Genomic DNA, 17,425 nt, shown 5'->3' with positions numbered 1-17,425 from the left:
TCCGCAGCGATGGCTGCGGAGGGTGGATCATCGGGGCTGTTCGTCAGCGATCGCCCGGTTCAGGCTACCCTTGCAGCCTGCCCGGATGAACCGGCAACGATCAGCGCTCGATCGGCTTGTAGCGAATGCGCTTCGGCTTGGCCCCTTCTTCGCCCAGGCGACGCTTCTTGTCTGCTTCGTATTCCTGGTAGTTGCCCGGGAAGAACTCCACATGCGATTCGCCCTCGAACGCCAGGATGTGCGTGGCGATACGATCGAGGAACCAGCGATCGTGGGAGATCACCATGACGCATCCGGCGAACTCCAGCAGCGCATCTTCCAGCGCGCGCAGCGTTTCCACATCCAGGTCGTTCGACGGCTCATCCAGCAGCAGCACGTTGCCGCCGGCAATCAGCGTCTTGGCCATGTGCAGGCGGCCGCGTTCACCGCCCGAGAGCGTGCCCACCTGCTTCTGCTGGTCGCCACCCTTGAAGTTGAAGCGGCCGATGTACGCGCGCGACGGCGTCTCATACCGACCCACCGTCAGGATGTCCGAGCCACCCGAGATTTCCTCGAACACGGTCTTGTTCCCATCGAGGGCGTCGCGGCTTTGGTCGACAAACGCCATCTTCACGGTCGGCCCGATCTTGATCTCGCCGCTGTCCGGCTGTTCCTTGCCGGTCAGCATGCGGAAGAAGGTCGACTTGCCGGCGCCGTTCGGGCCGATGATGCCCACGATCGCACCCGGCGGCACCTTGAAGCTGAGGTTGTCGATCAGCAGTCGGTCGCCGTAACCCTTGCTCACGCCGTCGAACTCGATCACTTCATTGCCCAGGCGCTCGCCCACCGGGATGAAGATTTCCTGGGTTTCGTTGCGCTTCTGGTATTCCTGGCTGTTCAGCTCGTCAAAGCGGGCCAGACGCGCCTTCGACTTGGCCTGACGACCCTTCGGGTTCTGGCGTACCCACTCCAGTTCCTTGTGCAGTGCCTTCTGGCGTGCGGATTCGCTCGACTCTTCCTGCTTCAGCCGCTGCTCCTTCTGGTCCAGCCACGAGCTGTAGTTGCCCTTCCACGGAATGCCGTGGCCGCGATCCAGTTCCAGGATCCACTCGGCGGCGTTGTCCAGGAAGTAGCGGTCGTGGGTCACGGCCACCACGGTGCCCGGGAAACGCGTGAGGAACTGCTCGAGCCAGTCCACCGATTCGGCGTCCAGGTGGTTGGTCGGTTCGTCGAGCAACAGCATGTCCGGGCGCGACAGCAGTAGGCGGCACAGCGCCACGCGGCGCTTTTCCCCGCCGGAGAGATGTCCGATCTTGGCATCCCACGGCGGCAGGCGCAGCGCATCGGCGGCGATGTCGAGCTGCAATTCGGCGTTATTGCCGTCGCTTGCAGCCAGGATCGCCTCGTACTTGGCCTGCTCGGCGGCCAGCGCGTCGAAGTCCGCATCCGGTTCCGCGTAAGCGGCGTAGATCTCGTCCAGCTTCTTGCGCGCCTCGAACACACCGCCCAGCGCGGCTTCCACGGATTCGCGCACGGTCTGTTCCGGATCGAGCTGCGGTTCCTGCGGCAGGTAGCCGATGTTCAGGTTCGGCATCGGCGTGGCTTCGCCCTCGATCTCCTTGTCGAGGCCGGCCATGATCTTCAGCAGCGTCGACTTGCCCGAGCCGTTCAGACCCAGCACGCCGATCTTGGCGCCGGGGAAGAAGGACAGCGAAATGTCCTTGAGGATGTGACGCTTGGGCGGAACGATCTTGCCCACGCGGTTCATGGTGAATACGTACTGTGCCATGGGTGCGAGTCGGTTTGAATTTGGGGAATGGCGGGAGTGTAGCAAACGAAGCGAGGCGGGCTCTGGTCACTTCGGCTGATTCCGGTCGCGGCCAGTACAATGGAGGGTTCGCAGTTTTCGCACAATTCCGCTATTCCATGAGCAAACCCGCCCTGACCCTCAAGTTCAAGTGCAAGAAGTGCACGAAACCTGTCACGCTGTACCTGCAAAAGACATCGGCATGCTCGCATATCCTGCCTTACCAGGGCTTCTGCAAGTGTGGCGAGATGATGCGCCACGCCACCGGTGACAAGGACGCCGTCGAGTCGTTCGTGAATTCGATGGATAACAGCTGGATGCACCACCACCATCACCATCACTAAGCAGGCGCCGGTCGTGAACGAGAACTGGCGTGCTGGCGTCAAGGATCCGATGCGCTTCCTGGGCGGCTATCCCCCGGGCGTGCTGGATCAGGTGCGCGCGCTGATCGCGGCTGGCGGCCTCGGCGAGCACCTCGCACGCCGCTACGCGGATCGTCATACGATCCAGACGGATCGGGCCCTGTACGAGTACACGGCCGAGATCAAGCAGGAATTCCTGCGTAGCGCGCCGCCGCTGCACAAGGTGGGCTATGACGCGCGGCTCGACACCGCACAACATGCGCTGGGCCTGCACACCGCGATATCGCGTGTGCAAGGCGGCAAGCTAAAAGCAAAGAAGGAAATCCGCGTGGCGTCCTTGTTCAAGGAAGCGCCCCCCGAATTCCTGCGCATGATCGTCGTGCACGAACTCGCTCACCTTAAAGAGAGCGACCACAACAAGGCGTTTTACCGGCTCTGCGAGCACATGGAGCCGCACTATCACCAGCTTGAATTCGATACGCGCCTGTTCCTGGCCTGGCGCGAGCTCGAAAAGACCGGAAACGCGGCCGGGCGCGCCACCGGATGACCGCGCATCAGCCGAAGCACTGAGCGCGGCACGCGTCGACGCACTGGTCCCGTACTAGTCGCAACTACTAGTCGCAGCTACTAGTCGCAGCTATATCGGAAGTTGTCGTTCAGCTTCAGTGGCAATACCAGCGTACGCAGATTCAGGGCCTTCGCCTTGGCACACAACGTTGCACGCTTCACCGGGTCCTTCCATTTTGTCGCGTACTCCACGTTGAACACAGCCTTGCCCTGCGTAGTAAAGGCTGAATAAACGCCGCATTCGTTGTACTGGAAGCACTGCTCATTGATGGCGAAGTCGAAATCTGTCGCCAACTCCGCAACCTGTGCGATCTCATTCTTAAGTCCGATGGCAAGCCCACGCGCATGGGCTTCGGAAGCAAGGAAGCGGTTGTAGTCGAGTTGCGTCTCGGCCGTCAGCGGCAGACCCGGATTATTCGTGTAGCCGTCGACATTATCCGGATCGATCCCATCGCAACCTCTCGACTTGGCCAGATCCATCCGCGCTTTCATGATGTTGCGCACGTTCGCGGAACGCGTATCAAGCCAACGCTCCCCCGCCCATCCATCGAGCGGATTGCCTTGATCGGCAGCAGTGAACTGCGCGAAATCCGACCGCCAGTCCTCGCTGCTACCCGCCGAGAAATAGCAGATCACGCGTTTGCCCTGCGCCTTCAAGGTGTCTATGGTCGCCTGGGGCGTATCAAACAGATCGAAATCAAATGCGACCGCGTTATAGCTCGTATTGAGTTTGCCTTGCAGTTGAAGCTGCCAGGTATCGGTGACGGCCGGCATCCATCGCGTCGTGGCGGTGATGCTGTTACTTGCGGACGGCGACACGGTAGGCGTTTCCGTGACGCGCACGACCGAGTTTCCGGAATCGCCATCTCCACCACCGCCGCACGCGGCCAGCGTCCCGACGACAATTGCGGCGGCCAGGCGCACGATGCCCTGGCATGCAAATCTGCTGTCCATACTTGCCCTTCCTCTGTCATCCCGACGAATAAATGAATGGCCGGCTTTCCATCGCATCCGCGCGGCCGGCCTCCGGCGCGGAAGTTGCCCTTGCGTCGTCATTGGATCGCGCTTGGGTCGGTGTAGCGTGTCGACATTATGTTCGGGCGGATTGGCAACGCAATGACGCCGTAACGCCACGACGCAGAAATGCGACACCCGGCGACGCCTCTCGCTCATTCAGCCACAGTCGAACCCTCGTTGCCGAGGCGAAGTCGTGATGGCGTGCAGAAGGACTATCGGCATCACGAACGGCTTTTGAAATTGCCTACGGTAATGAGGGCTTCCTCGGTTATCGGCGGAACGATCAACGAGAATTGGCTACCCAAGAGCAACTTGGCGCCGCTGAAGCAAGCGGGCGTCGCGAAGTGCAGGGCTTGTGAGAGGCGGTGAAAACAAAACGGGCCACGCAAATGCGTGACCCGTTCTAGATTCTGGTGCCGGCTGCAGGACTCGAACCCGCCACCTGATGATTACAAATCAACTGCTCTACCTGATGAGCTAAGCCGGCATGTTTGGTGCAGACCGCGATTCTACTGCATGCGGTCCACTTTGACGATGGCTTACTTCACCACCTTCAGAGAAGGTTTCTTGCCGCCGATGCGAGGTACGGGCGGCGGGGTCGGATCATCGTCCGAGCCGCCCTCTTCCGCCGTCACCGGGGTCGGGGCATCCGCATCCACAGAGGCCAGCTTCGGCGGAGGATTATTCTCCCGCTCCGTGGCCGCCTGGGTTTCCGGAATGCTGCGCTCCACCGGAAACGCCATGCCTTGCCCGTTCTCCCGCGCATAGATGGCCAGCACGTTTTCCACCGGCACATCGATCTTGCGCGACACACCACCAAAGCGAGCGCTGAATGCAATCCACTCATTGCCCATGTCCAGACCGCTTGTCGCGTCAAAACTCACGTTCAGCACGATTTCGTTGTTCTTCACGAACTCGCGCGGCACGCTTGTGTTGGCATCGACAAAGACGGCGATGTACGGCGTGAAACCATTATCCGTGCACCATTCGTAGATGGCTCGGATCAGGTAGGGCTTGGTGGACGTTTCAGACATTACGCTTCCGGTGGCGTCGGATCCGTCTTAGCGACGCATCACCTTTTCAGAGGGGGTCAGTGCTTCGATATAGGCAGGGCGGCTGAAGATCCGTTCCGCATACTTGAGCAGCGGCGCGGCATTCTTCGACAGTTCAATGCCGTAGTGATCCAGGCGCCACAACAGCGGAGCGATGGCGACGTCAAGCATCGAGAACTCTTCGCCCAGCATGTACTTGTTCTTCACGAAAATCGGCGCGAGCTGAGTCAGACGGTCACGAATGGCGGCACGTGCACGTTCGTGGTTCTTCTCGGCGGCCTTGCCCTTTTCGTTCTCGAGCACGTAGACGTGCGTGAACAGTTCCTTTTCGAAGTTGAAGAGGAACAGGCGAGCGCGGGCGCGCTGCACCGGGTCAGCCGGCATCAGCTGCGGGTGCGGGAAACGCTCGTCGATATACTCATTGATGATGTTCGATTCGTACAGAATCAGGTCTCGTTCGACTAGGATAGGGACCTGGCCGTACGGGTTCATCACCGAGATGTCTTCCGGCTTATTGAACAGATCTACGTCGCGAATCTCAAAATCCATGCCCTTTTCAAAAAGGACAAGGCGGCAACGTTGGGAAAACGGGCAAGTGGTACCCGAATACAACACCATCATGGTTGAATTCCTTGGGTGTGAAGTCCGCGAAATGCATAGCAATTCGGCGAACTTGGCAGCGCTAGTTCGGACAGGGCAAACATTCTGTCAGAACGCCCTATCGAAAAGCAAATAAGTTACAAATACAGAAAGCGCACCATTCAACACTTTATAGTTGCGTCGCGCAATGCAGAAGGGCCGACGCGGTGCTGCAATGCTGCAACTTCCGCGCCGGCCCTCCGGCAACCACAGCTAGCTGTTACAACTTACTTCACATCTTTCCAGAAAGCAGCATTGAGGCGCCAGGCGAAGACCGTGAACATGAGCAGGAACAGCAGCACCCAGACACCCAGTCGTTTGCGGTGGCTTTGTGCCGGCTCGGACATCCAGTTCAGGTAATTCACGAGATCGGCTGCCGCCTGGTCATATTCCTGGGTGCTCAGCTTGCCCGGCGTCAACTGCTCGAAGCCGGCGAACTTGTGCACCTTCTCGCCATGCTCTTCCACTTCGGCGAACTTGGCGGCGCGCTGGCCCTGCAGTTCCCACAGCACGTGCGGCATGCCGACGCTCGGGAATACGAGGTTGTTCCAGCCGGTGGCACGCGCGTCGTCACGGTAGAACGTGCGCAGGTACGTGTAGAGCCAGTCGTTGCCGCGGGCGCGCGAGATCACCGAGAGGTCCGGCGGCGTGGCACCGAAAAACACCTTGGCATCCTTCGGCGGCAGCGCGATCGTCATGGTCTCGCCCACCTTGTCGGCGGAGAACAGCAGGTTCTGGCGGATCTGGTCGTCCGTCAGATCCAGATCCTTCAGCCGGTTGTAGCGCATCATCGATGCGCCGTGGCAGTTCAGGCAGTAGTTGACGAACAACTTGGCGCCGCGCTGTAGCGACGACACGTCGCTGGTGTCCAGCGGCGCCGGCTCCAGGGGATAGCCCCCTTCGCTCGCGCTTGCGGGCATGGCCGCGAAGCAGGCGCCAACCAGTGCGAAGATCGAAAGCAACTTTTTCATCTTGTGTCCTTGTCCTCTTGTCGGGGTTCGCGCAACGCTTCAGTGCGGATGGAAGGTGACGCGCTCCGGCACCGGCTTGAATTCACCGGCGCGGCTCCACAGCGGCATGGTCAGGAAGAAGGCGAAATACAGCAGCGTACCAAGCTGCGACACCTTCTCACCCACCGGCGACGGCGGTTGCACGCCCAAGTAGCCGAGGACCAGGAACACCACCACGAAAACGATCAGAATCGTCTTGTGGAAAGCGGGACGATAGCGGATGGACTTGACCGGCGAGCAGTCCAGCCACGGCATGAAGAACATTACGATCACTGAGCCACCCATCACCAGCACGCCCCAGAACTTGGCGTCGATGAAGTAAAAGCCCAGGGCCAGGATGACAAGGATCGCCACCGAACCCGCCTTGATGCGTGAGTCCTTGCTGCGCAGGAACACCATGCCCAGCACGACGGCGAAGAACACCCACAGGATCGGCAGGAAATTCGACGTCGTGGCACGCAGCATCGAGTAGAACGGCGTGAAGTACCAGACCGGCGCAATGTGCGGCGGCGTCTTCAGCGGATCGGCCGGGAAGAAATTGTTGGCTTCCAGGAAATAGCCGCCGACTTCCGGGAAGAAGAAGATCACGGCCGAGAAGATCAGCAGGAAACCACCGACGCCCAGCAGGTCATGCACGGAGTAATACGGGTGGAACGGAATGCCATCGAGCGGAATGCCGTTCTCATCCTTCTTTGCCTTGATCTCCACGCCATCCGGGTTGTTCGAGCCCACTTCGTGCAGCGCGATGATGTGTGCGATCACCAGCGCCAGCAGCACCAGCGGTACCGCAATCACGTGGAACGAGAAGAAGCGGTTCAGCGTGGCATCGCTCACCACGTAGTCGCCGCGGATGAACAGGGACAGATCCTGCCCGATCACCGGGATTGCGGAGAACAGGTTCACGATCACCTGCGCGCCCCAGTACGACATCTGGCCCCACGGCAGTAGATAGCCCATGAACGCTTCGGCCATCAGGCACAGGAAGATCAGGCAGCCGAAAATCCAGACCAGTTCACGCGGCTTGCGATACGACCCGTACAGCAGGCCTCGGAACATGTGCAGGTAGACCACGACGAAGAACGCCGAGGCGCCGGTGGAGTGCATGTAGCGCACCAGCCAGCCCCAGGGGACTTCGCGCATGATGTATTCCACGCTGGCGAAGGCCACCGGAATGCCGGCGGCGTTCAGCGTAGCGTCCGGCTTGTAGTTCATCACCAGGAAGATGCCGGTGACGATCTGGATCACCAGCACCAGCAGCGCCAGCGAACCGAAGAAGTACCAGAAATTGAAGTTCTTCGGCGCGTAGTACTTGGAGAGGTGATCTTCCCAGAGTTGGGTGGCGGGGAAGCGGGCGTCGATCCAGCCCAGCAGGCCAGTGGTTTTGACTTCTTTTTCGGCCGCCATGATCAAGCTTCTCCTTTCTCGTCCTTGCCGATCACGATCTTGGTGTCGGTCAGGAACTGGTAGGGGGGTACGTCAAGATTTTGCGGAGCCGGCTTGTTCTTGAACACGCGCCCGGCGAGGTCGAATGTCGAGCCGTGGCAGGGGCAGAGGAAACCGGGGTCGGAACCGAGCTGGGGATTGGCGCCGGACGCAAACGGACCGGACGGAGAACAACCGAGGTGGGAGCAGATGCCGACGACAACCAGCAAGTCCTTGTGCTCGGCACGGGATCGCGTTTCGTTCTTGCAGTAGTCCGGCGTCTTCATGGTGAAGGGCACGTCGGACTGGGGATCGGCGACTTCGCCATCGGTCTTCTTGAGCGACGCCAGCATCTCGGGCGTACGACGCAGAATCCAGACCGGTTTGCCGCGCCACTCCACGGTCATCATCTCGCCGGGCTTGAGCGCACCGACATCTGCCTCGACTGGCGCGCCGGCGGCTTTGGCTTTCTCCGACGGTGCAAAAGTACTGACAAACGGAACTGCTACAGCCACGCCTCCTACGCCGCCCGCGACAGATGTCGCGATCAACCAATTGCGGCGACCTTTGTCCACGTTCTTCACGTTCTGCTGGTCACTCATTCCAAACCCCAGGGGATGTCATCAATCTGATCTTGCGTCAACCGAAAATTATACCTGAGGCACATCCCGCGACGATAGGCGAACTACTGATAGCCGACTGGTCGATAATCGGTCATACCCGCTCCATAGCCGCATCCAGGCTTGCACTCAGGGGTGCGATGATGCAGTCTTAGTCAGACGTGAACGTTAATCTGAAGCAACAAATAAGGGGAAAAAATAATGAGCATGATGAGCGAGTTCCGAACCTTTGCAATGCGCGGCAATGTGGTGGACCTGGCCGTCGGCGTGATCATCGGCGCAGCCTTTGGCAAGATCGTGGACTCGATCGTCAACGATCTGATCATGCCGTTGGTAGGCCGCGTGATCGGCAAGCTGGACTTCTCCAACATGTTCGTCACGCTGGCGGAACCGCCGCCGGGCATCCCGCATACGCTCGATGCGCTAAAGAAAGCGGGCGTACCCGTATTCGCCTACGGCAATTTCCTGACCATCGTGGTCAATTTCGCGATTCTCGCGTTCATCATCTTCCTGATGGTCCGCGCATTTAACAATATGCGCGCCAAGAGCGAGGAACCGGCCAAGCCCGCCGAGACGCCTGAAGACGTCGTCCTGCTGCGCGAAATCCGAGACAGCCTGAGAGCTCCGCGCGCCTGATCGCCAATTCGATCGGGCCCGGCTCAGACCGGATTCGGAATATCGATGAAGGTATGGCGCAGGCCGAATCGCTGCGCCAGATGCTCGCCCACTGCACGAATGCCGAATCGCTCGGTGGCATGGTGGCCGGCGGCCAGATACGCCACGCCGCTCTCGCGCGCGAGGTGCGTAGTCTGCTCCGACACCTCGCCGCTGAGGTAGGCATCCACGCCCGCCGCGACAGCGGCGTCGAAATACCCCTGTGCGCCTCCCGTGCACCAGCCGACGGTGCGTACCATCTGATCCGGATCACCGATTGCGAGGGGCTCGCGTCCCAGCACGCCGCCCACATGCGCGGCCAATGCGCGCAGCGGCATCGGCTGGGGCAGCGTGCCCGTCCAGCCGAGTTGGTCATCACTGAATCGGCCGGTCGGCGTGAACCCCAGATGCAGGCCCAGCTGCGCGTTGTTGCCCAGTTCGATATGGTTATCGAGCGGCAGGTGATACGCCATCAAATTGACGTCCGCACCCAGCAGCCGTTTCAGCCGGGCATGTTTCTGCCCAATGATCCGCGCATCCTCGTTTTTCCAGAAATATCCGTGATGCACGAGGATGGCGTCGGCGCCCGCCTCGATGGCAGCTTCGACCAGCGCCAGGCTGGCCGTGACGCCTGTGACGATATGTGTGACCTCGGGTCGACCTTGCACTTGGAGGCCGTTCGGGCAATAGTCCTTGAAACGGGGAACTTCCAATAGGTCGTTCAAGTACAATTCAAGCTCTTTTGTTTTCATTTTCTGCTCAAAACTCCAATATGTTGCGCCGCTTCTGGCTGTTTTTCGCTCAGGCTGTCACAGTCGTGCTGGCCGTGTGGTTCGTCGTGGCCACGCTCAAACCCGAGTGGCTGCAGCGCGGGCGGGTGGCCGTGCAATCGGGGTCGCCTATCGTGGCACTGAAGGAAGTTGTGCCGAGTGTGGCCGGCTCCGCGGCCGAAGGGTCTTATAGCGAGGCAGCCCGCCAGGCCATGCCCGCAGTGGTGAATATCTTTACCAGCAAGAATGGCAACAAGCGATCGCCGAATCCGCAGGCCGAAGATCCGTGGTTTCGATTCTTCTTTGGCGATCGCCTCCCGGAACGCCAGGAGCCGGTATCCAGCCTGGGTTCGGGTGTGATCGTCAGCGCCGAGGGCTATATTCTAACCAACCACCATGTTGTGGATGGTGCGGACGAGATCGAGATCGCCCTGACCGATGGCCGCAAGGCCAACGCCAAAGTGGTGGGCTCCGATCCCGAGACCGACCTGGCGGTGCTGAAGGTCACGCTGAAGGACCTCCCGGCGATCACCCTCGGCCGGATCGAGAACGTGAAAGTCGGCGACGTGGTCCTGGCGATCGGCAATCCGTTCGGCGTCGGCCAGACCGTGACGATGGGTATTGTTTCGGCACTCGGCCGCAGCCACCTGGGCATTAATACGTTCGAGAACTTCATTCAGACCGATGCGGCCATCAATCCTGGCAACTCGGGTGGCGCGCTGGTCGATGCCCAGGGCAACCTGCTGGGCATCAACACGGCGATCTATTCACGCTCGGGCGGCTCGCTGGGGATTGGTTTCGCGATTCCCGTATCGACCGCCAAGCAGGTCATGGAGTCCATCATCTCGTCGGGCGCTGTGACGCGTGGCTGGATCGGCGTGGAGCCGCAAGACATGACGCCCGAGATCGCCGAATCCTTCGGCCTGGACGCCAAGGAAGGGGCACTGATTGCCGCGGTGGTCCAGGGCGGCCCCGCCGACAAGGCCGGAGTGAAGCCAGGCGACGTGCTGGTATCAGTCGGCGAGCAATCCATTTCGGACACGACGGCGCTGTTGAACGCCATCGCGCAGTTGAAGCCGGGTGCCGAGGTCAGGATGAAAGTCATCCGCCGCGGCAAACCAGCCGATGTCACCGTGACGATCGGCAAGCGCCCTCCCCCACCGCGACGCGCGATGCCGCTGGATGAGGAAGAGTGAGCCTGCGGTTATGGCAGTGACCTCTGGATAGTGCAAAGGACCAGCAAGTTAAGTGCCAAGAAAGCGAAAACCCCGTCAGGCGACTGACGGGGTTTTTCTTTGGGGACAACGCGCGCAACGCTTGCACCTTGCGCATGTGGAGTGGACTTTTGGGTGTTAGGCCAAATCGTGGCGCTGCAGTCGACGATGCGTTAGGTAGATTACTTTTTGGACTTGAAAGGCCTGAGGGACCAGAAGAGGGGCCTGGGGTGCTTGAGGCAGACGTCCGCGGCATGGCGACTGCGCTGGGCAACGTCTCTACTTGCTTGCAGGAGCACACGGTAGGGGGACGACCTTGCACTTGAGATGGGAGCCTGTTCACGCAGGACTGGGTACGCCCTCAGGGGGCTGGTCGTCGGCATCCGGAATGCATTGGAGTCACGACCGCCGACAAAGCGGGGCACCCTCCGCGATGGAGTGGCTGTAACCAGAGCGCGAACCATGATCGCGAGGTGCGATCACCCCAAACACATCGCCCAACGGAAACACCTGGATTTGCAGGACAAAACAAAACGCCGACATCCTTTCGGATGTCGGCGTTCTGATCAAGCCGAATCTGATGCGGGCTTACACCCGCGTCAAATTAGAACTTGTGACGCATACCAACCACAGCACCGAACTGGTTGGCCGAACCATTGGTCTTGCCGAAACCGTCGACACCCATCGTCGAGTTGTCCTTGTTCTTGGCGTAGCTCATGGTCAGGTAAGCATCCGTACGCTTCGAGAAAGCGTAGTCAGCCGAGGCCACGAAGGTCCAAGGATCGCGGCCGCTGCCACGGAAGTCTTGGTAGTAGGTAGCGCCCGTCAGCGAGAACGCCGGGGTCAGCTGGTAACCCAGACCCAGCCAGTACAGGTTCGACGTGTTTTGGCCGCCCGGATTGGCAACTTGGAAAATGGTGTCAACCGAGTGACCCCAACGGTAACCAGCGAACACCTTGGCCGGGCCGAAGGCGTACGTACCAGCGACCGAAGCGCGACGCAGGACTTGGTCCTTCGCCACAGCGGTGCCAACGTTGGTTTCGTCATAGACGGCACCAACCGAGAACGGGCCGCCCGAATAGGTCAGGCTCAAGCTGTACTCGCGACCAACCTTGGCCGAACCCGGCAGTTCGCCGGCAGCGCCGCTACCCGTATCCCAGCCGAAGCTGTACAGGGCGTTGGCGGTCAGGCCACCGAAGGTACCGACGTACTTGACAGCATTGTCAGCACGTTGCGAGAACACCGGATCTTGCGAGGTGATCGAGTACTTGGTCGAGATGGCCATCGGATCGAAGGCCAGACCGAATTCATAGAACGGCGTCTGTTGACGACCCAGGGTCAGCGCGCCCCACTGGCTTTGCAGACCGACGTAGGCCTGACGACCGAACAGGCGGCTCGACTGGGCCGACTTGCCGTCGTCGATGGAGAAACCGCTTTCCAGCACGAAGACGCCCTTCAGGCCACCGCCCAGGTCTTCCACGCCGCGCAGGCCCCAACGGCTGCCGGACAGGTTACCGGAGGTCATGCGAACCACGTCGTGGCCGCCGGTCTGACCTGCGCCCGCTGCGGGCTGGTGGTTTTGGTATTCGATACCAGCGTCAACCACACCGTACAGGGTCACGCTCGACTGGGCATACGCACCGCCGGCGGCCATGGCGGCAACGGCAGCTGCAAACAGTTTCATCTTCATATCGACACTTTCCTTGTCAACTGATTGGGAAATCTTGGTTGCCCAAGTGCTTGGGCGACGCATTAACCTTCACGTCTGCGTCGTATTATGTGACACCCCCCCTCCGCGCCAGAAGACTTTTTCGCCGTAAACGCGGTTTACCGTCGCGTTTTGTTGTGATCAAGCAACAGCAAGGGGGTTGTTTTTCACCATTTTGGTGCAAAACAGCGCATTCAGACGCGGAGAATACGGTGTGCTTACAAGTCCGGAGGAACTCAGTCCGGCTGCGTCTCGCTTGCGGAAGGTGCGCCAAGCGGCTGTTTAGTGACAAAGCGGGCCATCAGCAAGCCCAGCTCATAGAGTGCGATCAGCGGCACGGCCAGCAGCAACTGGGAAAGCACATCGGGCGGGGTCACCACGGCGGCGATGATAAAGGCCCCAACGATCACATACGGGCGGATCTGCTTGAGCTTGTCCAGTTCCACCACGCCAAATCTGACCAGCACGATCACCACCACCGGCACTTCGAAGGTAATGCCAAATGCCAGGAACGTGGTCATGGCAAAGCTCAGGTATTTGTCGATGTCCGTCGACATGTCCGCACCAAGTGGCGCGTTGTAGTGCGCCATGAAATGAAACACGGTCGGGAACACAAGAAAGTACGCAAACGCGACGCCGCAGAGGAACAGCACATAACTGCTGGTGACCAGCGGCAGGATGAGCTTCTTCTCATGCTGATACAGACCTGGCGCGACAAATTGCCAGACCTGATAGAGAACCCAGGGCAAGGCGATCAGGAAGGCCACCAGCATCGTGACCTTCATCGGCACGAAGAACGACCCCGTGACATCGGTCACGATCATTCGGCCGCCCTTGGGAAGGGCCTCCATCAGCGGAGCTGCGAACAGGTTGTAGATATTCGGCGCCCAGTAGACGAGGCCGAGGAAGACGACAATCACCCCGGCAACCGCCTTGACCAGCCGCTCGCGCAACTCGATCAAATGGGAGATGAAGGTTTCCTGCTGGGTTTCGTCGTTGGGATCTTGGGAACGGGAGTCGCTCATGGCGTAGCCGCTTCAGCCGCGCTGGCTGGCATCAGGGTTCGGTGGCGGCCGCCGCCAGCCGGCGCGGCGGGCGGGACGGCAAAAGCCGTCATGGTCATTCGAAGAACGAGCGAGCGCGGCCGCTGGCGGGACGGTGCCGCTTGACGCGCGCAGCGCCGGACTGCACCCATACGCGCGAGCTCTGCTGCCGCTTGAACCAGAGCGGTCGCGCGCCCTGCTTCACGCGCCAGCTCTTGCGGCCGTTGTGGGATTTGTGGGCGGCATTCCAACTTGGTACGTAGCCGCCACCGGATGCACCCTCGCCTGACGTCGTCGACGCAGATCCTTCCACGCCCCCCAAAGCTTCGTTCAGCGCCTGAGTATGCTCGCTGACTTCTTTGTGGATGGTCTGCTCGACGTCGCGTGCGGCATTCTCGAACTCCGTGCGCATCTTGCGCAGTTCATCGAGTTCCACCTCGCGGCTGACTTCCGCCTTGACGTCATTGATATAGCGCTGCGCACGGCCGACCAGCGCGCCGACCGTCCGCGCCACCTTGGGCAGACGCTCAGGACCGATCACGATCAGCGCCACGGCGCCAATCAGTGCGAGCTTGGAAATGCCGAGATCGATCATGCGGACATCTGGCCAGGGACACAGGAAGGGCGGGCCGTCGCGAGCGCGGCCGCCGGGGGGAATGCTTCAGGCAAGTCGAAGACCGTCAGGTGCTTACTGCTGGCGGGACTTTTCCTTGGCTTCCACATCGATCGTGGTGGAATCGCGCAGTTCCTTGGCCGGGGTGCCCGGGGCACCCGGTTCCTCGGCACTGCCATCCTTCATGCCGTCCTTGAAACCCTTCACCGCGCCGCCCAGGTCTTGCCCGATATTGCGCAGCTTCTTGGTACCGAAAACGAGCATGACGATCACCAGCACGATCAGCCAGTGCCAAATGCTAAACGAACCCATTTCTTGCTCCTGATGAAGCTGCGGGCGATCAAGGTAAGCCGCCCGGCCCCGTAGTTCCGTCCCTCAAAGGTCACGTCGGGCGACGGTTGCCGACGCGACACCAGGCCAGGACACATGTCCTGGCCCGCTCATGCCCAGGCTGCCCCGGTAATCAGGGTGCCGGTGCCTTCCACTTGTCGCGCGGTCCGCCGAGTACGTGGACATGGAGGTGATAGACCTCCTGTCCGCCGTCCGTGCCGGTATTGATCACCGTCCGGAAGCCGTTGTCACAGCCGGCCTGGCGCGCCAGTTCAGGCACCTTGAGCATCATTCTAGCAAGCACATCCGAATCGCCGGGTCCGCAATCGGCCAGCGAATCGACATGCGACTTCGGAATTAGCAGAAAGTGTACCGGCGCTTTGGGATGGATATCGTGAAATGCCAGCAACTCGCCGTCCTCATACAGCTTTTGCGACGGAATCTGACCGGCCACGATCTTGCAGAAAACGCAATTGTCCTGGGATTTCATGAAGTTTTTGTTGCAGTATGTCGGATCATTCCACGCGATCGATCCGACCCGCGTTTTCTCAGAACTGCTGGTCCGGATACATCGGCTTGCGGTCATTCAGGTACAGCCAGCCCTTGACGATACGATACAGCATCCACAATGACAAAATGCTCCAGAGCGCAATCGCCACCGGGAACAGCAGCACTGTGACAAACATGAATCCGCCGACCACGGTCCAGACGATCGACCACCAGAACGTGCGGATCTGCCACGCGAAATGTGAGGCGTAAAGCGTGCCGCGCGTATCGTCGCGCTTGACATAGTTCACGACGATCGCGATCAGCGCCGTGATGCCGCCGGTCAGCCAGAAAATCGCATACAGCGCATAGAGAATATGCGTCAGCTTGCGCAGGCCATCTAGCTTGTCTGTGTCCGGGGTAGTCGTGACTTGCGTGGTGTAGTCCGTCGCCATCTTGCCCTCCAGCGTTGCGCCGTGCCCGGGCGATTCCCGGGCGCCAGGGGATCTATGCTACTCCTTGCGGCTGGCCTTCTCCGCCAGCCCGGACATCCCTTCGCGGCGCGCCAGTTCGTTGACCACATCCGACGGCGTCACGCCGAATCGTGCCAACAGCACCATGCTGTGGAACCACAGGTCGGCCACTTCGTAGACCACCTTGCCGACAGCCTCCTGGCTAAGCCCCGCGGCGCGGGCGTCCTTGGCCGCCATCACCGTTTCCGTCGCTTCCTCGCCAATCTTCTTGAGGATGGCATCGTCGCCCTTGTGGAACAGCTTCGCCACGTAGGACTTGTCGGGGTCGCCACCGTTTTCCGGCTTGCGGGACTCCAGCGTCGCAGCCACGCGCGCCAGCACTTCTGCCTCGGAGAGGGAATCGCTCATGACTTGGCCGCGTAGATGGTGGAGGGATCCTTCAGCACCGGCTCGACGGTCTGCCAGTCGCCCGATTCGGCATCGCCCTCGAACTTCTGGAAGAAGCACGAATGACGGCCAGTGTGGCAGGCGATGCTATCCACCTGTGTCACCTTCAACAGCACCACGTCTTCGTCGCAATCCAGACGAATCTCATGGACTTTCTGCACGTGCCCTGATTCCTCGCCCTTGTGCCACAGACGCTTGCGCGAGCGCGACCAGAACACGGCTTCGCCAAGCTCCACCGTGCGCTGCAGCGCCTCGCGGTTCATGAAGGCGAACATCAGCACGTCATTGGAACCCGTCTCCTGGACAATAACCGGCACCAGGCCGTTGTCGTCCCACTTCACCTTGTTCAGCCACTTCTTTGCCATGATCACATCCGGACGGGAATGCCCTCGCGGGCCATGAATGCCTTTGCTTCGCCAACGGTATGCTGGCCGTAGTGGAAGATGCTGGCGGCCAGCACCGCATCGGCGCGACCCAGACGGATTCCGTCGGCCAGGTCCTGCAGGCCGCCAACGCCACCTGATGCAATAACGGGAACCGGCACGGCGTCGCTGACAGCGCGCGTGAGTTCCAGATCGAACCCGCTCTTGGTGCCGTCGCGATCCATGCTGGTCAGCAGGATTTCGCCGGCGCCGCGCGCCGCCATTTCGCGGGCCCATTCGACGGCATCCAGGCCGGTGGCCTTGCGGCCGCCATGCGTGAAGACTTCCCAGCGCGGCGCCTCGCCTGGGGCGGAACTGCGCTTGGCATCGATGGCCACCACGATGCACTGCGAGCCGTACTTGCCAGTGGCATCGGATACGAGCTGCGGATTGGCAATGGCCGACGAGTTGACGCTGATCTTGTCGGCCCCCGCGTTGAGCAGGCGCCGCACGTCTTCCACGGCGCGCACACCGCCGCCGACCGTCAGGGGGATAAACACCTGGGAGGCCACCGCTTCAATGATGTGCAGAATCAGGTCGCGGCCGTCGCTGGTCGCGGTGATATCGAGAAAAGTGATCTCATCGGCGCCCTGCTCGTCATAGCGACGCGCGATTTCAACCGGGTCACCCGCGTCGCGCAATTCGACGAAGTTGACTCCCTTGACCACCCGCCCGTTGGTCACGTCCAGGCAGGGGATAATACGTTTGGCTAGCATGAGATTCCTTGCGCGCCGCCGCCCGAATGGCGACAGCTTCTCGCAGCTGCACGCGCCCGGCGCCGGGCACGTGC

21 protein-coding genes and 1 tRNA gene are annotated in these 17,425 nt (G+C 60.7%); 4 read left to right on the top strand and 18 right to left on the bottom strand.

From position 1 onward, the window contains the following. Positions 1–100: 100 nt before the first annotated feature. Entirely contained in the window at positions 101–1,768 is a 1,668-nt protein-coding gene (ettA, locus tag AC1DOX_RS19140) for an energy-dependent translational throttle protein EttA (RefSeq protein ID WP_441619552.1), read from the bottom strand. A gap of 137 nt (positions 1,769–1,905) precedes the next feature. Here ettA and AC1DOX_RS19135 point away from each other — a divergent pair, with 137 nt between their 5' ends. Together AC1DOX_RS19135 and AC1DOX_RS19130 are read left to right on the top strand one after the other, a co-directional pair. After that, positions 1,906–2,130, top strand: a complete 225-nt coding sequence (locus AC1DOX_RS19135) for a hypothetical protein (RefSeq protein ID WP_092141095.1) — start codon at positions 1,906–1,908, stop codon at positions 2,128–2,130. A gap of 49 nt (positions 2,131–2,179) precedes the next feature. Further along, positions 2,180–2,695, top strand: coding sequence for a M48 metallopeptidase family protein (locus tag AC1DOX_RS19130; protein ID WP_441619640.1), 516 nt, complete (start codon positions 2,180–2,182; stop codon positions 2,693–2,695). A gap of 80 nt (positions 2,696–2,775) precedes the next feature. Here AC1DOX_RS19130 and AC1DOX_RS19125 read toward each other — a convergent pair whose 3' ends face one another. From AC1DOX_RS19125 to petA, 7 genes are all read right to left on the bottom strand, one after another. Next, positions 2,776–3,669 (bottom strand): endo alpha-1,4 polygalactosaminidase, encoded by an 894-nt coding sequence (locus tag AC1DOX_RS19125; protein WP_441619550.1) that lies wholly within the window; start codon positions 3,667–3,669, stop codon positions 2,776–2,778. 474 nt (positions 3,670–4,143) lie between these two features. After that, positions 4,144–4,219 (bottom strand) — tRNA-Thr (locus AC1DOX_RS19120). 52 nt (positions 4,220–4,271) lie between these two features. Continuing rightward, the gene (locus AC1DOX_RS19115; protein ID WP_441619548.1) at positions 4,272–4,766 is read right to left on the bottom strand and encodes a ClpXP protease specificity-enhancing factor; all 495 of its coding nucleotides are present in this window, start codon (positions 4,764–4,766) and stop codon (positions 4,272–4,274) included. A gap of 27 nt (positions 4,767–4,793) precedes the next feature. Beyond that, on the bottom strand, positions 4,794–5,405 hold the full coding sequence (locus tag AC1DOX_RS19110; RefSeq protein WP_008643086.1) for a glutathione S-transferase N-terminal domain-containing protein: 612 nt from the start codon (positions 5,403–5,405) through the stop codon (positions 4,794–4,796). Positions 5,406–5,650: 245 nt separating this feature from the next. Next, positions 5,651–6,394 (bottom strand): cytochrome c1, encoded by a 744-nt coding sequence (locus AC1DOX_RS19105; protein WP_092141101.1) that lies wholly within the window; start codon positions 6,392–6,394, stop codon positions 5,651–5,653. A gap of 39 nt (positions 6,395–6,433) precedes the next feature. Beyond that, positions 6,434–7,837, bottom strand: a complete 1,404-nt coding sequence (locus tag AC1DOX_RS19100) for a cytochrome b (protein WP_441619545.1) — start codon at positions 7,835–7,837, stop codon at positions 6,434–6,436. 2 nt (positions 7,838–7,839) lie between these two features. Further along, positions 7,840–8,457, bottom strand: coding sequence for a ubiquinol-cytochrome c reductase iron-sulfur subunit (gene petA, locus AC1DOX_RS19095; RefSeq protein ID WP_092141105.1), 618 nt, complete (start codon positions 8,455–8,457; stop codon positions 7,840–7,842). Between the two features lie 219 nt (positions 8,458–8,676). Here petA and mscL point away from each other — a divergent pair, with 219 nt between their 5' ends. Next, entirely contained in the window at positions 8,677–9,111 is a 435-nt protein-coding gene (mscL, locus tag AC1DOX_RS19090; protein ID WP_441619543.1) for a large conductance mechanosensitive channel protein MscL, read from the top strand. Between the two features lie 23 nt (positions 9,112–9,134). Here the strand turns inward: mscL and AC1DOX_RS19085 are convergent, their stop codons facing one another. Next, entirely contained in the window at positions 9,135–9,881 is a 747-nt protein-coding gene (locus AC1DOX_RS19085) for a Nif3-like dinuclear metal center hexameric protein (RefSeq protein ID WP_441619541.1), read from the bottom strand. 20 nt (positions 9,882–9,901) lie between these two features. Between AC1DOX_RS19085 and AC1DOX_RS19080 the strand changes: the two genes are divergently transcribed. Beyond that, complete coding sequence (locus AC1DOX_RS19080; RefSeq protein ID WP_477101485.1) at positions 9,902–11,095, top strand: Do family serine endopeptidase; 1,194 nt, start codon at positions 9,902–9,904, stop codon at positions 11,093–11,095. Positions 11,096–11,717: 622 nt separating this feature from the next. Here AC1DOX_RS19080 and AC1DOX_RS19075 read toward each other — a convergent pair. The 9 genes from AC1DOX_RS19075 to hisF all read right to left on the bottom strand — a co-directional run bounded on the left by AC1DOX_RS19075 (position 11,718) and on the right by hisF (position 17,351). After that, positions 11,718–12,803 (bottom strand): porin, encoded by a 1,086-nt coding sequence (locus tag AC1DOX_RS19075; protein ID WP_441619537.1) that lies wholly within the window; start codon positions 12,801–12,803, stop codon positions 11,718–11,720. 254 nt (positions 12,804–13,057) lie between these two features. Further along, on the bottom strand, positions 13,058–13,846 hold the full coding sequence (gene tatC / locus AC1DOX_RS19070) for a twin-arginine translocase subunit TatC (RefSeq protein WP_092141115.1): 789 nt from the start codon (positions 13,844–13,846) through the stop codon (positions 13,058–13,060). A 94-nt stretch (positions 13,847–13,940) separates the two neighbouring features. Beyond that, the gene (gene tatB / locus AC1DOX_RS19065) at positions 13,941–14,459 is read right to left on the bottom strand and encodes a Sec-independent protein translocase protein TatB (RefSeq protein ID WP_441619535.1); all 519 of its coding nucleotides are present in this window, start codon (positions 14,457–14,459) and stop codon (positions 13,941–13,943) included. 93 nt (positions 14,460–14,552) lie between these two features. Continuing rightward, a complete protein-coding gene (gene tatA / locus AC1DOX_RS19060) occupies positions 14,553–14,789 on the bottom strand; it encodes a Sec-independent protein translocase subunit TatA (protein WP_441619533.1) in 237 nt (78 codons plus the stop codon). A 151-nt stretch (positions 14,790–14,940) separates the two neighbouring features. Further along, on the bottom strand, positions 14,941–15,297 hold the full coding sequence (locus tag AC1DOX_RS19055) for a histidine triad nucleotide-binding protein (RefSeq protein ID WP_092141121.1): 357 nt from the start codon (positions 15,295–15,297) through the stop codon (positions 14,941–14,943). 58 nt (positions 15,298–15,355) lie between these two features. Continuing rightward, positions 15,356–15,748 carry a DUF4870 family protein gene (locus tag AC1DOX_RS19050; RefSeq protein WP_441619531.1) on the bottom strand — a complete coding sequence of 131 codons (393 nt, stop codon included), beginning with the start codon at positions 15,746–15,748 and terminating at the stop codon, positions 15,356–15,358. A 57-nt stretch (positions 15,749–15,805) separates the two neighbouring features. Continuing rightward, complete coding sequence (locus tag AC1DOX_RS19045) at positions 15,806–16,174, bottom strand: phosphoribosyl-ATP diphosphatase (protein ID WP_441619529.1); 369 nt, start codon at positions 16,172–16,174, stop codon at positions 15,806–15,808. Further along, positions 16,171–16,578, bottom strand: coding sequence for a phosphoribosyl-AMP cyclohydrolase (hisI, locus tag AC1DOX_RS19040; RefSeq protein WP_092141127.1), 408 nt, complete (start codon positions 16,576–16,578; stop codon positions 16,171–16,173). The genes AC1DOX_RS19045 and hisI overlap by 4 nt, the downstream gene beginning before the upstream one ends. 2 nt (positions 16,579–16,580) lie before the next feature. After that, entirely contained in the window at positions 16,581–17,351 is a 771-nt protein-coding gene (gene hisF, locus AC1DOX_RS19035; RefSeq protein ID WP_092141129.1) for an imidazole glycerol phosphate synthase subunit HisF, read from the bottom strand. Between the last annotated feature and the right edge of the window lie 74 nt (positions 17,352–17,425).

This window comes from Cupriavidus sp. 01L415, from assembly GCF_056400065.1.
The sequence above is the reverse complement of the archived record's forward strand: the minus strand, read 5'-3'. Positions and strand labels throughout refer to the sequence as shown.

What these genes read in the sequence shown, in the direction of transcription:
- tatB (WP_441619535.1), bottom strand. Translation starts at nt 14,459, where the DNA reads ATGATCGATCTCGGCATTTCCAAGCTCGCACTGATTGGCGCCGTGGCG.
- hisI (WP_092141127.1), bottom strand. Translation starts at nt 16,578, where the DNA reads ATGGCAAAGAAGTGGCTGAACAAGGTGAAGTGGGACGACAACGGCCTG.
- tatC (WP_092141115.1), bottom strand. Translation starts at nt 13,846, where the DNA reads ATGAGCGACTCCCGTTCCCAAGATCCCAACGACGAAACCCAGCAGGAA.
- tatA (WP_441619533.1), bottom strand. Translation starts at nt 14,789, where the DNA reads ATGGGTTCGTTTAGCATTTGGCACTGGCTGATCGTGCTGGTGATCGTC.
- AC1DOX_RS19100 (WP_441619545.1), bottom strand. Translation starts at nt 7,837, where the DNA reads ATGGCGGCCGAAAAAGAAGTCAAAACCACTGGCCTGCTGGGCTGGATC.
- AC1DOX_RS19085 (WP_441619541.1), bottom strand. Translation starts at nt 9,881, where the DNA reads ATGAAAACAAAAGAGCTTGAATTGTACTTGAACGACCTATTGGAAGTT.
- AC1DOX_RS19105 (WP_092141101.1), bottom strand. Translation starts at nt 6,394, where the DNA reads ATGAAAAAGTTGCTTTCGATCTTCGCACTGGTTGGCGCCTGCTTCGCG.
- AC1DOX_RS19045 (WP_441619529.1), bottom strand. Translation starts at nt 16,174, where the DNA reads ATGAGCGATTCCCTCTCCGAGGCAGAAGTGCTGGCGCGCGTGGCTGCG.
- AC1DOX_RS19055 (WP_092141121.1), bottom strand. Translation starts at nt 15,297, where the DNA reads ATGAAATCCCAGGACAATTGCGTTTTCTGCAAGATCGTGGCCGGTCAG.
- petA (WP_092141105.1), bottom strand. Translation starts at nt 8,457, where the DNA reads ATGAGTGACCAGCAGAACGTGAAGAACGTGGACAAAGGTCGCCGCAAT.
- AC1DOX_RS19050 (WP_441619531.1), bottom strand. Translation starts at nt 15,748, where the DNA reads ATGGCGACGGACTACACCACGCAAGTCACGACTACCCCGGACACAGAC.
- ettA (WP_441619552.1), bottom strand. Translation starts at nt 1,768, where the DNA reads ATGGCACAGTACGTATTCACCATGAACCGCGTGGGCAAGATCGTTCCG.
- AC1DOX_RS19110 (WP_008643086.1), bottom strand. Translation starts at nt 5,405, where the DNA reads ATGATGGTGTTGTATTCGGGTACCACTTGCCCGTTTTCCCAACGTTGC.
- AC1DOX_RS19080 (WP_477101485.1), top strand. Translation starts at nt 9,902, where the DNA reads ATGTTGCGCCGCTTCTGGCTGTTTTTCGCTCAGGCTGTCACAGTCGTG.
- AC1DOX_RS19115 (WP_441619548.1), bottom strand. Translation starts at nt 4,766, where the DNA reads ATGTCTGAAACGTCCACCAAGCCCTACCTGATCCGAGCCATCTACGAA.
- AC1DOX_RS19130 (WP_441619640.1), top strand. Translation starts at nt 2,180, where the DNA reads ATGCGCTTCCTGGGCGGCTATCCCCCGGGCGTGCTGGATCAGGTGCGC.
- mscL (WP_441619543.1), top strand. Translation starts at nt 8,677, where the DNA reads ATGAGCATGATGAGCGAGTTCCGAACCTTTGCAATGCGCGGCAATGTG.
- AC1DOX_RS19125 (WP_441619550.1), bottom strand. Translation starts at nt 3,669, where the DNA reads ATGGACAGCAGATTTGCATGCCAGGGCATCGTGCGCCTGGCCGCCGCA.
- AC1DOX_RS19135 (WP_092141095.1), top strand. Translation starts at nt 1,906, where the DNA reads ATGAGCAAACCCGCCCTGACCCTCAAGTTCAAGTGCAAGAAGTGCACG.
- AC1DOX_RS19075 (WP_441619537.1), bottom strand. Translation starts at nt 12,803, where the DNA reads ATGAAGATGAAACTGTTTGCAGCTGCCGTTGCCGCCATGGCCGCCGGC.
- hisF (WP_092141129.1), bottom strand. Translation starts at nt 17,351, where the DNA reads ATGCTAGCCAAACGTATTATCCCCTGCCTGGACGTGACCAACGGGCGG.